This window comes from Snodgrassella sp. ESL0323 (assembly GCF_013346865.1).
GTDB classification, from domain to species: domain Bacteria; phylum Pseudomonadota; class Gammaproteobacteria; order Burkholderiales; family Neisseriaceae; genus Snodgrassella; species Snodgrassella alvi.
The window spans coordinates 14,032-27,990 of the sequence record NZ_JAAEDT010000008.1; the positions used below are offsets into that span (position 1 = coordinate 14,032).

A 13,959-nucleotide genomic window follows, 5' to 3' on the forward strand; every position below is an offset into this window, starting at 1 on the left:
TTAAAGAATATTGAAATGTTGCGGGATAGTGCGAAGTTAGTCTATGTTGGTCAGGGACAATAAAAAAATCAGCCACTAATGAAAACGTATAGAGGAAAAGAAATGATTTATATATCCAAAAAACACCTGATGGCACAGAGGAATTTGTAACGAATATTGAGTCTGGGATGGGTATGGATATTGGAATTATTTTTTCTCAATAGAGAATGACTATGAAAAAATTATTTAACCGCATGATACAAGGTACTATAAGTGACGTTATGATTTCTGGCTATACAGATGCTGAGACCCTGCCAGTTTTCCACCCAATGTATGAGAGGATATATTTCATCGTAAATGAAAATATCTTCGAATTATATATTGATGATGGAATTATTCGCCATAATCAGTTGAAAAATATAAATGAATGGTTTGATATTGAAGAAGATGACCAATTTTCTTTGATGTCTATATATTCACAACTATTTAAGACTGAACAGGAAATAAAAGTAACTCGAATTGACTACAAGGCAATCCCGTTTTCTACTATTGAGATTAATTACACAGATGGGGAAAATGAAAGGCAGTTATTTTTAGATCCAAATAATTTTTTGGTTTCACTTACTATAATTAATAAAAACCGGGTAAGCAAATCAAATTTTTTGGCTTTTTTATTTATCTTTTGTTCAATCCACTAAACAAATACATCCTCAATCCCATTAACTAATTGTTTAGTCTGACAGAGTTGTGCGTACAATTCTTTGTTATATCTACCATTATTATATAAATAGATTAAAATTTTAATGGAAATAAAATGAAGAGATTTTATTGAGTTATAAAATGATGAAAAGTATGAATAATCAGCTTTTTCATACCGATGTAAGCAGCATGCCGGAAGAGCAGGCGGATGGAACCGGAGAAATCGTCTGGAAATGATCATAACAGCTGTGATGCAAACCGATACAGGAGGCAGCACATATCCCGATACAATAGAATCTGCGATATCAGGGGCAGTATTTAGACAGAGAAACCGTACTGTACCTCAATACTTTCAAGTATTATGTATCCGGATACAGATCGTTTTACTTAGCCGGATCCGATTGTGCCGAATGGAGAAATCAATCTTTGCTGTTACGTGCCTAATCCACTGATATGGATCGTCTGCTGGAGTTTATTTCATATTTTAAAAAGAGAAATTTTTTCGAAAAGAGCATCAAGGAATCATTGTCACAGTTAAGTCAAAAAGGGAGCATATAAATTATTGATGGAGGCTTTTCCGGATGCTAAAAAAGTAAGAGGGATTGGTTCACAGGATGCTGCTGGTATTAGAAAAAAATAAACTCAAGGAATTTAAGAAAAAAGATGGTATAGTCCGTTATAGAAAAGATTGCCCTATTGACTCTAATACTGGTCGTGTATATGGTCATAATGATCATGAAGGTACAGGGCATGGTTCTTTGCCTCATATAGATATTAAACGTTCTGATAGGATAACGATGAGGATTGATTTATATATGGTTGATTTGTATATAAAAAAATTAATTACTGCCATAGAGAATGGTAAGGTTAGAGGTTTTGATGAGATAAAGAATATAAATGGTGAAAATTATTTATTTGAATATGCTATTAAAAAAGAGGATGAACAATACAATACTTATCTTTTCCACATACCGGAAAATAAAATGGAAATGTACGAAGATTATGCAACTGAAGAATTTAGTGAGTTTTCCAATATAGAAGATGCTTTTAATTACTTTAAATTACAAGATGTTGATATTAGAAAATTTGCTCCTATTAAAAGGACATTACCTTTTTAAATGATAAAGAAAGCTGGGTAAAAAAATCAAATCTTCTCTTTCCAGCTTTTTTATTTAACTCTCGTTCCATCCACTAATTCCTAAAAAAATAGAGAAGCGAAGAATGACTGTCAATAATAGTTGTAAAAAAATATATAAAGGATTAAATAGTAGAATATTTGCAGATTTTGATAATGAGAGGGGTGTAGATTCAGATATTGTTGGTTTGGCTCAGACAGATGAAATAAAAAACTATATGGGGGAAACTATCTTCTTAAAAGAAGGTGATTACGTTTATTTGTATATGCCAGTTGATGAAATTTTGCCAGAGTATATTTTCTCTGAAGGGTTTGTTATTCATAATCCATATGAATTTAAACCATACAAATGGTGTTGTAAATTAACAAGAGAACTTGAATATATTGAAGATTATGAATCTAGATATAGTAACGATGAAAAAACGCTGGTAGCTAAAAGTTATTAGTAAGGAATAAATGTAAAAACGGAAATAATCTATGGATTATATTCTTCCGATTTTTTATTACTATCTTCGTGCAATCACGGCTAAGCCAGTGCATGGAACTAATGAAGAGTACTTTAATTTTAAGTATCGAGAAACCCTGCGCAGTCAGGGCAGAATGCACACCAGTTTTAAATACGACCGCACCAGCCGCCTTACCGGCAAACAGACTAAACGTCCCGGAGCTGGCATTCTGCCGGATATCATACTGGATCGCAGCTACAGCTACGATAATCTGGACCGGCTGGCAGGTAAAAAACACAACCGTCAGGGGCAGAGCGATTACCCCTACGACGTGACTGGCCACATTGAAAGTTGCCACAACGAAGAATACAGGTAAACCTTACAGTTTGTTTCCGGATCAGAAGCTATTAAACAGATAAAACTGATCACCAAAAAAACAAGCTGGGCATATTCAGGGTACGCCTCAATATAATAATAGAATAAAGCAAGGTAAACCAACATCAGTATTTGATAGTAAAGCTAATACTGATAAATTAGTACGTGATACCATAACTCAGGAAAGTCCTGTACCAAATCAACCGGATAAATTTGATATGTAAATTGGTAATTGGGTTGGAACTGGTCTCAATGACGGAGTATAAACAAAAGTCAGAGTTCATGTCGATTCCAAAGGTGAAGCACACGGACACTCAGCAGGAAAGGAATATTGATAATAATGTGCGCAAAAAACAATCAAATTTTTCACGATATTCTTAATGCATATGAAGATTTAGAAAAACCAAATTTTCATTTTGTAATGAAGTCATATAACTCATTAAAATATCAAAGTATATTACATGATATTTATTCTTTATTTAAAATAACAGATAATACTGATTTAAATGATGATTTTTGTATATCTATTCAATTTGAACATTATAATAAACCCTCATTTTTATATTTATCTTTGGTGTCAACATATGCTTTTTTATATTATGAAAATAAAGTAATCAATAGTATTGATACAATGTATCATGAATTTTCTGATTTAATAAATATATTATTTTCTTATGATTTTATTTTACTAAATAAAAATGAGCTTTTGTATGAGTTTGATATAGATACCTCATCATTTAATGTTGAAAATCAAAAAGCATCAGTTTTAGCATTATTATTTTCATTTGGACTATCAATCAATGAATAAATATTTAATTAGAAAATCAAATAATTTTAATCTGGTATAAATTTATCCTTTGTTTGTTTTTATCTGTTATTTTACTGATACCGACAGAAGCATACCTGCGTTAGTTTTGACGTTATAGTTCATATACAGTTATGTTGGCTAATTGGCTGCGTAATAAGTATTATTTCTATAGACATTGATGCTTGAAATTCAGACCGGAAATAAAATGAATTTAGTAATTTATATTATTTATTTAAATAGTTATTTGATATAATTCTATTTGCAATTGTAAGATTTAAAATTAATCGGGGCAACAGTTTATTAATATAAAACAGAGTGGTTTTACTATTACCGTAATGGCAGTAAGGAAAATGATCATGAGGATCATAGAGCATTTAATGCTAGGTATTTATAAGGTAAAATCATATATTAAATAATTGTTTATATAGATTTATATAACTCAATTAATATTATTGATTTAAACTATTTATTATTTATATTAAATAAATAAATTTAATTAAAATAAATTGATAATTAATTAATGCAATATATTATATATAAAATATAAATTATTAATATTATCTAATTTATGTTTTTAAATGGTAAAATATGGATATATATTGTCAATTATATTTGTTTTAGTTAATAAATTTAACATGTTATTGTTGTTTTTCCTTGTTGTTTTGATCTAATTGAATGAAGAAGAATGAAATGTCAGCCTTTCAGAATGAATCAATTCGAGTAATAGCCCCAAGCATTTTTCCAAATTCAACCTGGAATGATGCGGAAGTTCTGGGTGCTATGATTTGGTTGTGGAGTAAAAATACTGACTATCAAAGGGCTGCATTAGACAGTGCTTTAGGGGTTTTATTACCGATTATTAAATCAAAAAACTTTGCTTTAGTGATTAGAGATAACAAGCCAGTAGGGTATATGAATTGGGCGTATTTTAATAATGAGGAGGAAAATTTATATTTGAATCAGGCATTAGATTATGTGAATTTTATTGAATGTAATCATGAGAATGATCAAGTTAAGAAATTATGGATCTTAACTTTTTTTTGTCCGTTCGGATTGGAAAATGTTTTATTAACAAAATCTATATATAAAATGGTTTTAAAAAATCAATTGTGTTATTACGGTTATCATAAATCAAAAGCCAAAACTATAGTAAAAACAATTCAATGTTAATTTTATATTAAATATTTTGATTTTATAAATAAATCAAAATGAAATTATTTAAAGTCAGCAAATAAAATTATGTTAATTTATTGCTGTTAAGAGGGATAATCATGAATAAAATTTATCAAACTAAATTTAATAAATTAACAGGCACTACTGTTGCTTGTTCTGAGCTTGTAAAACGAGCTTGTAAAGTTACTGCAACTGTTTCATTTCTGGCCGCTTCAACTACAGCTTTTGCTGATGATTGTACCAGTGACACCAATGGATCATATTTGGTCGGTGATAAAAATGGGGTAAATAGCAGTTGTAATAATATTGCTGCAAATGATAATCCCGTTGAGCAATCTGGTAATGCGGAGTTTTATATTCTTACCAGAAGCAAATTACATGGGACACTTAAAGTAGGCGATAATGTATTAAATGCCAATGTCAATGGTAGTTATACGGGATTGGGCAATCAATATTCTTATGGTTATAACGGCGCTAAAATTGAAGCGGGTAATCTGGATTTTACAATTAACGGTAATGGTAATATTCAGGGGATATCTTCACATTCTGGTGTTGATATAACTGCTGGAAATGTGACTTTAAATATCACCGATAATTATACTGGTAATAACTCAAGTGATGGTGTTGCCTCTTATGGCATACTTGCTGGTTCAACAGTTAATTCTAGTGAAACTAATTCAACTAGCGGTAAATATACTACTATAGAAGTTAATAAGTTAACAATTAATCAAACTACTAAAGGCAATGGTGGTAAAGCTACGCCTATATTGAATAATGGTATTCGAGTGATTCAGGGTGCCGCTAATGGTCATCAAGGAGATGGTTCAGCAGGCAGGGTTATTGTAAATGGTGATTTAGACATGACTTTAACCGGGAATCGCGCAATTGGTATTTATGTATCAGGGAATAAAAATAATCATGGTGATGCTGAAAGTGAAGGTCCTAATGGTGAACTAACACCAATTGTGGTACTGAATGGCGAAAATAACTACATTACTATTAAAAAAGGCGATGAGCTTAACAATAAGAATCAGCAATGGGACAGCTCTGCTGTTAAATTGGGGAAAGTACGTAACACGGGTTCCGGTGCTGGTATTCTGGAATCTCATCACAATTTATATATTGATACAACCGATGCATTGCATGGCAGCGGTATTAAAATGTTACGCAATTCTGTTTTGAAAGCAGATTATGCTGACAGTAGCACTACCATCAAAACCAATGGATATGCGCTGGAAATTGGGACTCATGATGATAAGAACAGTAGCGGGAAACTAGAACAGGCAGCTTCAAAAAATGTAATGGCCAGTTTTAAAAATGCTGTATTTACTACTACCGGTACAAGTATGGATCCCAATGTCAGCGGATCAGTCGGCCGAAAAGATTTAATTTTTGTTGATCAGGGGCAGGTAAATACCGTTTTGAATTTTTCCGGTGATAAGACTGATCTTACTGCCAATGATAACGGATATATTCTTAATGTAAGTGGTAATTATACTGCAGACGGTTATGAATTTTTTTCTAAAACTTATGATGAAGCAGGTAATGAAAAAGGACATGAAGACTATCAGGCTTCTTCTGTGACATTTAATGCATATGGTAAAGGAAGTATGACTGGATTAGTGTCAAAAGGTGCAGTTAAAACTGAAGAAAATCAAAAATCGGATAATAGCGCTGGTGAACCAACTCTTAATCTGAATCTGTCTGACGGATTTACCTGGAATTTAAAGAAAAACGGGTCAGAAAATACAGCAAAATTTAACAAGCTTACCTTAAGTAACGGTGCAGTTCTTAATGCAGCCTGGGATGACGGTGGCGGAAATAATTTTATTTTGGAGGGAAATGTTGAAAACAAAGGCGGCATCATCAGTCTGGATAATAAAAACCATGCTAAGTATGATGATCATTTAACGATAACCGGCGATTACACTGGCAGTGATGACGGTTCATCTGTGGTAAAAATGAATATCCTTTGGAATGCTCCGGGGGGTGAGGATGGTGAGAATTCGGATTCAGATAAGCTAACTATCTTAGGTGCTGCTTTCGGTGTGACGCAGGTTGTGGCTGTAGATAAAGATGGAAACGAAAATATAATTGATGGTAATGTTAAACAAGTCGAGCATATTCTTAACACTATTCCTGTAATTAATGTTGGTGTTCATGATGATCATATGGCTTTCCAAGGTACTGCAAAAACCTCGGGAGCTACTGAAGTTCAGTTGGCTAAGCGACAAAACGGTAATGGTGATGACTATTATTGGACCATGGAGGCTAAAAGAAAAGATACCGAAGAACCGGGAAAAGTCATTTATGCAGATGCAGTAGCTGGTTATGTGGCTATGCCCCGTGTGAATCAGGAACAGGGTTTTGCGAGTGTCGGTACTCTGCATGAACGTCGTGGGGCATATCTGAATGCTGATGCAGAAAATTGTTCTAACTGTGAAAATCAGTCTGATAAATTTATTCATGGACAGACTTGGAGCAGAATTTACGGTAAACATCTGAAGCAAGACGGTAAAGATCGGCTGAACTTAGATACGGACATTGCCGGTATTCAAATAGGGCATGATTTTCTGAATAAATTCAATGATAATGGCAGCCATAATCATACTGGAGTCTATATTGCTTACAGTAGAGGTAATACAGATTTTTCAGATGAATATCATTCAGAGAATGGCTTAATTTCCGCGGACAAATATACCGGTAAAGGTAAATCCGATGCTGTTAGTGTTGGCGTTACGAATACTTTCTATATGCCGAATAATAGTTATGTGGATTTGGTGGGACAAGTATCTTATTTACACAACAAATATATAGCACGTGACGGTAATAATCCGGATAGCCAGAATGGATGGGGTGTTGCACTTTCAGCAGAGGCCGGACGGGCATTTGAATTAGGTAAATCAGCTTCTGTCACCGGAAGCTGGAAGATTGAGCCACAGGTTCAACTGGTTTATCAGTATATCGATCTGGATAGTTTTAACGATAAATATCGTCAAGTTGATCAGAATGGTCAGGATGCATTACGTGGCAGAGTCGGCGTTCGGCTGGGGTATGATGGGGTTAATGCAAATGCCAGACCAGTCACTTTTTATGCTATAGGTAATATTTGGCATGACTTTATTAATCCGGGCAGTGTTGATATAGGTAAGGACAGTTTACGTGAAAAATATGCAAAAACCTGGGGTGAAGTAGGTCTTGGGCTTAAAATCGCTCTGGCAAAAAATAGCTTTATTAATAGTGATATACGCTATGAGCACGATTTTGGTAGCACTAAACGAGAAGGTTATCGCGGTAACTTGTCTGTTGAGCATAGATGGTAATATTGGATTAATTAGTATGGCTATGTTTAAGCTAAAATAAATTTTTAATCTGTGGTGATAAATACGTGTTCAGCATTTTTTGGCTAAACACGTATTTTTTATGTTTTAGTCGGAATTAAGTATATTCTGCTTGATATTTAAATAAAAATTGCTATTTAGTTTCTGCTAAATTTATCTGATCAAGAAAATATTTTATTAATTAATTTATAAAATTATGTTCTTAATTATATCTTAAATTTAATAGGTAGATTTTCACCATTATTATTAGTTACTTTATAGATTTAATCATTATTCTGTAATAAATGTCGAAAGAATAATTAGATAATATTTTCTGAACAGGATCAGTTTATTTGATTAAAAATATTATCTATATTAGTAGTTTAAAATAAAGTACACATTTCTTATTCGGGCATATTTAAATTTATGAAGTTAAGGTTTTTAATATAATGTTAATGTATAAATTATATTATTTAGTATTTTACCAATATAATAAAACTTTTGTCGTTATTGTATATACGATTGATAAAGGTGCAAAACTTTAAATAAAGATACATGCAGAATAAAAAATAATTATTTTTTCAATCATATTTATTAAATAATAAATAATTTTTTATATACATGAAATAGTAGTGAGTAAAATCAAATGGTAGATACTAAAAACCAATTAAACCAAATTCAGTATAAAATATCCAATTGTACCTGTGCATTGTTTTTTTGGATTTGATCGCATGCTTGGTTATCCATATTTTTTTAAATTGCTGATTATTTAAGAAAATTGGGTTGCGAAGTATATACTCCTGCTGTTTCTGCTACGAATACACCTGAAGAACGTGATGAGCAGCTACTTGCTGAAGTTAGAAAAATTCTAAGAAAAAGCGGTGCTGAAAAAGTTAATTTGATCGGACATTGTTAGGGTTCACCTACCCGTCGTTATGTTGCAGTTCTGCATTCGGCATTGGTAGGTTTTGTAACTTCTGTAATTGTAAACAGTACTAATTTGATTGTTAAATTATTTATGAAACTGATCAGTTTATTAAGCACTAAATCACTGTTACCTCAGGATTTTAAAGGTTCACTAAAAAACCTGTCTACCGAAGGTACAAACGAATTTAATAAAAAATATCCGCAAGGTCTGCAAGCAACATGGGGTGGATAGGGTAAAGAGCTGGAAACTAATGGTGTTTACTATTATTCATGGAGTGGTATCATCAAATTGAATGCCGTCAATGAGGGTTTGAATATTCTAGATCATACGCATGCTATTTTGGTAGCATTGGGTGCATTCTTCAAAAAAGAACGTAAACAGAATAATGGATTAGTTGGCCGTTATGCTACTCACCTGGGTAGGGTTATTGGTTCTGACTATCAAATGGACCATCCGGACGTAATCAATCAGCTTGCTGGTGCGCACCCAACGAAACCTGATCCGTTAAAACTGTATTTAGATCACGCTGCGCGTTTGCATTTTAAAGGGCTGTAATCAGTCAAAATACAATTATTATAAAAATATATGCTATTTAAATAATTTTCTTGCACAATCTTGATGGAATTTATCGGGATGTATATAGGTACTGAATCCTGTTGCTTTTACAGGATTCAGTTTTTTTATATTTGTTTATCTATATTTTAATTGCTGCTTTCTTAATCATCCGGCCGGTTTATGGAGTATGTTTTTACTGAGCCAGGTAAATTTGTAACGGACATTTTTGCTGGTGCAGAACAGCTCTGATCGGCATGTCATTACTGTTGGTACCAGCCAATGCCTGTTGCAGGACATGCTGTTGTTTTTTTCCGGAAAGTTGTAAATATAAATGCTTACTGTTCAATATTACTGGCAAAGTCAGGGAAATACGATCATGCGGTGCTGTTAGCGGTTTCATGTCTATTACCATTCTGTCCGAATGCATATCCAGACCTTTGGTCAGGTTTTCGGCATGAGGGAAAAGCGATGCAGTATGTCCGTCATCTCCCATACCCAATACCAGTACATCTATAGGCAAGGGTAAGAATTGTTGTAAACGGGCTTGTATCTCGTCTACTCCGTCATAAGGATTCTCAGCTACTGTTTTGAGACTGATAAAGTGTGCTGTCCGGGCTTTATTCTGGAGTAGATGAGTATGAATGAGCCGTTCATTGCTGTCTTCGTGGTGTTTATCTACCCAGCGCTCATCTACAAGGGTGATATACACTTTATCCCACGCCAGTTGTGTTTTGCTCAGTATCTGAAACAGTTCGACTGGTGCCGGACCGCCAGAAACTGCCAGTGAAGCACAATTACGCAGATTAATTGCATTTTGTAGGTTGGCGGTGATGGCTGTAGCCAGAGCTGTATTCATCGCGGTGGGAGTATCATATAAGTGCAGCTGATACATGCTCGTCTCCTGAGAAGGAATGTTTGGTTTGATTGGTGGTACTGCGATAAAGTTAATGTATTTGCTGTTAAATTTATTATTCGCCACCGGTAGGTTAATGAGTTGTATTTCATGTAATTATTATTAAATCAAAAAATTGTCTGCTGATATTTCGTACAGTTACCTGTATACACTACAGGATAAGGTTTAAATATCTGAATGGAGATAATTGTATATTTTAATTAAATGTCATTTAAATTATAAATATCTCACCACGTTTTATCTTGACTATTGTTTGCTCATTTAAGATTTATGCAGGCTTATTTTGCTGTTTTAGTTGCTAAGCAATATTGCCGTTGTCAATTTGTCTGAGCGGGCTATTATGCTGTGGTTATTGATGAGTAATGATTTATCTGTTTAGGATAATATTTGCAGTTTTTGTTACTTGATGGTGTTAAGTTGTTGTAATTGTCCGCCGGGACTTCTTCGGGCAATGTTGGATTGTTGTAACTGGGGCATGTGTTTTAGATGTCAAACTGCCTGTTTTGACTTAGAATAGACGGTTATTTCTAATTTATTATTGCCTGAATTTTATACTATGCTCAATGGTGTCAGGCGGGCAGTTGCTTGTTGATAACAACTGCATATAGTATGAGGATACATATGAGTGAACAGCAGAATGCGCCGGTAGCTGCCGCGCAAGAAGAACAACTGGATGAAAATCAGATTATGGCACACCGCCGTGAGAAGCTAACGGCAATTCGTGCCGAAGGGGTTGCTTTTCCGAATGATTTCAAGCGGGATGCTTTTGCCGGAGATTTGCATCAGCTTTATGATGAGTTTGATAAAGATATACTGGCAGAAAAGGCAATTCCGGTAAAAGTGGCCGGACGTATCATGCTAAAACGTCACATGGGAAAGGCCAGTTTTGCCACCATTCAGGATATGACCGGACGTATTCAGCTGTATATTAATAATCAGGGGATTGGTGAACAGGCTCATAATGCTTTCAAGCACTGGGATCTGGGTGATATTGTCGGTGCTGAAGGTGAACTGATGAAAACCAATCACGGTGAGCTGACAGTGCGAGTATCCGGTCTGCGACTGCTGACTAAGTCTTTGCGGCCATTACCGGACAAGTTTCACGGTTTGGCTGATCAGGAGCAGAAATATCGGCAGCGGTATGTGGATTTGATTACCAATGAGCAGACGCGTGCCACTTTTGTGAAACGGAGCCGGATTATTCAGGCAGTACGAAATGTGATGGTAAGTGAACGTTATCTGGAAGTAGAAACGCCAATGATGCATCCGATTCCGGGCGGTGCTACGGCAAAGCCGTTTGTTACGCATCATAATGCTCTGGATATGGATTTATTTTTACGTGTAGCACCTGAGCTTTATTTGAAACGGCTGGTTGTGGGTGGTCTGGAGCGTGTGTTTGAAATTAACCGTAATTTCCGCAATGAAGGGATGAGTACGCGTCATAATCCGGAATTTACTATGATGGAGTTTTATGAGGCTTATGGTGATTACCGGCGCATGATGGATATGACGGAAAAGGTAATTCGTGCCGCGGCTATTGAAGCAACAGGCAGTGCGGTAGTGAGTTATAACGGTAAAGAGGTAGATTTAAGCCAGCCGTTTGCTCGTATGACTATTGTGGAAGCAATTAAACATTTTAATCCGCAGTATACAGATGAGCAGCTGGCAGATGAGGCATGGCTGAAAGCTGAAATAAAGAAATTGGGCGGGGCTTTGCCTGTTGCTCAGGGCGTCGGTAGTTTGCAGCTGGCATTGTTTGAGGAATGCGCGGAAGCACAATTATGGCAGCCGACATTTATTGTGGATTATCCTGTAGAAGTTTCACCGCTGGCGCGTGCATCAGATACCAAACCGGGCTTAACTGAGCGTTTTGAACTATTTGTGGTCGGACGTGAGCTGGCTAACGGTTATTCAGAATTAAATGATCCTGAAGATCAGGCTGCGCGTTTCAAAGCTCAGGTAGCACAGCTGGACGCCGGTGATGATGAAGCAATGCATTACGATGCGGATTATATTCGTGCTATGGAATATGGTTTACCACCAACCGGTGGCTGTGGTATTGGTATGGATCGTCTGATAATGTTGCTCACAGATGCTCAAACGATACGTGATGTTATTCTGTTTCCGCAAATGCGTTTAGAGTAATCAGCATTATTGTTACGTAATGAAAAAGCCGCTGGATAAATTCCGTGCGGCTTTTGATTTATAGTTATTCGGGCGGAAGGTGTTGTTGTGTGCTGGAATGACGGGTTTGTTCGTTATCGGTTTCAACTGTGAATTCACCTTCGATAATGTCTTCTTGTCCGGCTTGTGATGAACCGGAGAAGGAATGGTTTGGTCCAGTCTGAGATTTGCCGCTAATGGGTAATAATAACAGGGCTGCAAATATATCGGAAACAAATCCGGGGCTAATAAGCAAAATGGCGGCAAGTATGTATCGAACAGGCCATAATAGCTGGTAAAGCGATACATTGTTGCCGGTACGAATGGTGGCCATGGCAAGAAATAAGCCGGATAGGCCTATATTGCGCAGCATAAAAATACCGCAGAAAATCGACAGTAAAATGATAAACAGTGTCCAACCACCACCAATCAGATTGCTAACCAGAATAATGGAAATAACTTCCAGTGCCGCCAGTATCGGTAATGCCCAGCCTATGTAACGCATGTAAGTTTCCCTTTTTAGCTATAACAATTTTTACAGATGGTTGCAGGAGCGGGGAATTCAATATGGCAATCACAAAATGGATATATTTGCCGACAACTTAGAAGGTAAAAGCTATGTTAATATCAACTGCAAAGTAATTTAAAATTATGCTTTATGCATTTTTCGGAGTCTGGATAAATTAAATGATGCAGGTATGGAAACTGAACGGAATATTATGGCGGTCTGGTTTATCTTTGCTGCTGGGCGGCAGTTTGTTGCTGGGCGGATGTACCAGTAACAGTAATCCGGCTAAGGCACCAGTAATGAATGGTAGTGCGCAAAATGGTTATTACCGGGTTCAGCGCGGAGATACGTTATATCGCATTGGTTTACGTTTTAATCAGGATGTGAATACTTTAGTTCGCTGGAATAATCTGGCCAATCCTCATGCTATTGAAGTAGGGCAGTTGATTCGCGTACGTAAACCAACTACTGCCTCAGGCTCAGGCAATTCTTCCAGTGTTAAACGGCAGCCTGGTCGTGTTGCACCTAAACCGGATACCGGAACGACTACAACAGCTGCTCCTGATATTCGTTTGCGATGGCCGGTGCAAGGCAAAGTAATCAGTACATTTAATGGTCAGACGCAAAAGGGTATTGATATTGCCGGTAGCCGTGGTACGCCGGTTAAAGCAGCTGCAGCGGGTACAGTACAGTATGCCGGAGAGGAGTTGCGCGGATATGGCAAGCTGGTGCTGATTAAGCATAGTAACAGTACGATGACAGCCTATGCATATAATGATTCCTTGAAAGTTGTTAATGGGCAGAAAGTTCAGGCCGGACAGACAATCGCAACAATGGGAGATAGCGGAACTACTGGTGTAAAACTGCATTTTGAGGTTCGAGTAAATAGTAAGGCGGTTAATCCTTTACATTATCTGGCAAATTAAACACATGCAGTTGCTGGTGGTTTAATCAAAG

At 35.9% G+C, this 13,959-nt stretch carries 13 protein-coding genes; 11 read left to right on the plus strand and 2 right to left on the minus strand.

All coding sequences use genetic code 11. From position 1 onward, the window contains the following. The first annotated feature begins 212 nt into the window (after positions 1-212). From GY065_RS01325 to GY065_RS12970, 9 genes are all read left to right on the plus strand, one after another. Positions 213-677, plus strand: coding sequence for a hypothetical protein (locus GY065_RS01325; RefSeq protein ID WP_174832797.1), 465 nt, complete (start codon positions 213-215; stop codon positions 675-677). 615 nt (positions 678-1,292) lie between these two features. Next, a complete protein-coding gene (locus tag GY065_RS12960) occupies positions 1,293-1,796 on the plus strand; it encodes a hypothetical protein (protein ID WP_202984025.1) in 504 nt (167 codons plus the stop codon). Between the two features lie 103 nt (positions 1,797-1,899). Next, complete coding sequence (locus tag GY065_RS01340; RefSeq protein WP_174832799.1) at positions 1,900-2,259, plus strand: hypothetical protein; 360 nt, start codon at positions 1,900-1,902, stop codon at positions 2,257-2,259. Between the two features lie 31 nt (positions 2,260-2,290). Continuing rightward, on the plus strand, positions 2,291-2,635 hold the full coding sequence (locus GY065_RS01345) for a hypothetical protein (RefSeq protein WP_174832801.1): 345 nt from the start codon (positions 2,291-2,293) through the stop codon (positions 2,633-2,635). Positions 2,636-2,974: 339 nt separating this feature from the next. Then, positions 2,975-3,442 (plus strand): hypothetical protein, encoded by a 468-nt coding sequence (locus tag GY065_RS01350; RefSeq protein ID WP_034903915.1) that lies wholly within the window; start codon positions 2,975-2,977, stop codon positions 3,440-3,442. Between the two features lie 690 nt (positions 3,443-4,132). Further along, positions 4,133-4,612 (plus strand): toxin-activating lysine-acyltransferase, encoded by a 480-nt coding sequence (locus GY065_RS01355; RefSeq protein ID WP_034903912.1) that lies wholly within the window; start codon positions 4,133-4,135, stop codon positions 4,610-4,612. A gap of 101 nt (positions 4,613-4,713) precedes the next feature. Next, positions 4,714-7,938, plus strand: a complete 3,225-nt coding sequence (locus GY065_RS01360; protein WP_174832803.1) for an autotransporter outer membrane beta-barrel domain-containing protein — start codon at positions 4,714-4,716, stop codon at positions 7,936-7,938. Positions 7,939-8,953: 1,015 nt separating this feature from the next. Further along, positions 8,954-9,094, plus strand: a complete 141-nt coding sequence (locus tag GY065_RS12965) for a hypothetical protein (protein ID WP_198219139.1) — start codon at positions 8,954-8,956, stop codon at positions 9,092-9,094. A gap of 78 nt (positions 9,095-9,172) precedes the next feature. After that, the gene (locus tag GY065_RS12970; protein WP_198219138.1) at positions 9,173-9,418 is read left to right on the plus strand and encodes a hypothetical protein; all 246 of its coding nucleotides are present in this window, start codon (positions 9,173-9,175) and stop codon (positions 9,416-9,418) included. Positions 9,419-9,611: 193 nt separating this feature from the next. On the opposite strand, the gene pgl is transcribed toward GY065_RS12970, so the two are convergent. Further along, complete coding sequence (gene pgl, locus GY065_RS01370; RefSeq protein WP_037473810.1) at positions 9,612-10,310, minus strand: 6-phosphogluconolactonase; 699 nt, start codon at positions 10,308-10,310, stop codon at positions 9,612-9,614. A 642-nt stretch (positions 10,311-10,952) separates the two neighbouring features. On the opposite strand from pgl, the gene lysS reads away from it, so the two are divergent. Continuing rightward, entirely contained in the window at positions 10,953-12,476 is a 1,524-nt protein-coding gene (gene lysS, locus GY065_RS01375) for a lysine--tRNA ligase (protein ID WP_174832805.1), read from the plus strand. A 64-nt stretch (positions 12,477-12,540) separates the two neighbouring features. Here the strand turns inward: lysS and GY065_RS01380 are convergent, their stop codons facing one another. After that, positions 12,541-12,999, minus strand: coding sequence for an FxsA family protein (locus GY065_RS01380; RefSeq protein ID WP_174832807.1), 459 nt, complete (start codon positions 12,997-12,999; stop codon positions 12,541-12,543). 182 nt (positions 13,000-13,181) lie between these two features. Here GY065_RS01380 and GY065_RS01385 point away from each other — a divergent pair, with 182 nt between their 5' ends. Beyond that, the gene (locus tag GY065_RS01385; protein ID WP_232346187.1) at positions 13,182-13,928 is read left to right on the plus strand and encodes a peptidoglycan DD-metalloendopeptidase family protein; all 747 of its coding nucleotides are present in this window, start codon (positions 13,182-13,184) and stop codon (positions 13,926-13,928) included. The last annotated feature ends 31 nt before the right edge of the window (positions 13,929-13,959 follow it).

Bases quoted from the DNA above. Each gene is read 5' to 3' on its own strand.
- GY065_RS01325 (WP_174832797.1), top strand. From the start codon at position 213: ATGAAAAAATTATTTAACCGCATGATACAAGGTACTATAAGTGACGTT.
- GY065_RS12960 (WP_202984025.1), top strand. From the start codon at position 1,293: ATGCTGCTGGTATTAGAAAAAAATAAACTCAAGGAATTTAAGAAAAAA.
- GY065_RS01340 (WP_174832799.1), top strand. From the start codon at position 1,900: ATGACTGTCAATAATAGTTGTAAAAAAATATATAAAGGATTAAATAGT.
- GY065_RS01345 (WP_174832801.1), top strand. From the start codon at position 2,291: ATGGATTATATTCTTCCGATTTTTTATTACTATCTTCGTGCAATCACG.
- GY065_RS01350 (WP_034903915.1), top strand. From the start codon at position 2,975: ATGTGCGCAAAAAACAATCAAATTTTTCACGATATTCTTAATGCATAT.
- GY065_RS01355 (WP_034903912.1), top strand. From the start codon at position 4,133: ATGTCAGCCTTTCAGAATGAATCAATTCGAGTAATAGCCCCAAGCATT.
- GY065_RS01360 (WP_174832803.1), top strand. From the start codon at position 4,714: ATGAATAAAATTTATCAAACTAAATTTAATAAATTAACAGGCACTACT.
- GY065_RS12965 (WP_198219139.1), top strand. From the start codon at position 8,954: ATGAAACTGATCAGTTTATTAAGCACTAAATCACTGTTACCTCAGGAT.
- pgl (WP_037473810.1), bottom strand. From the start codon at position 10,310: ATGTATCAGCTGCACTTATATGATACTCCCACCGCGATGAATACAGCT.
- lysS (WP_174832805.1), top strand. From the start codon at position 10,953: ATGAGTGAACAGCAGAATGCGCCGGTAGCTGCCGCGCAAGAAGAACAA.
- GY065_RS01380 (WP_174832807.1), bottom strand. From the start codon at position 12,999: ATGCGTTACATAGGCTGGGCATTACCGATACTGGCGGCACTGGAAGTT.
- GY065_RS01385 (WP_232346187.1), top strand. From the start codon at position 13,182: ATGATGCAGGTATGGAAACTGAACGGAATATTATGGCGGTCTGGTTTA.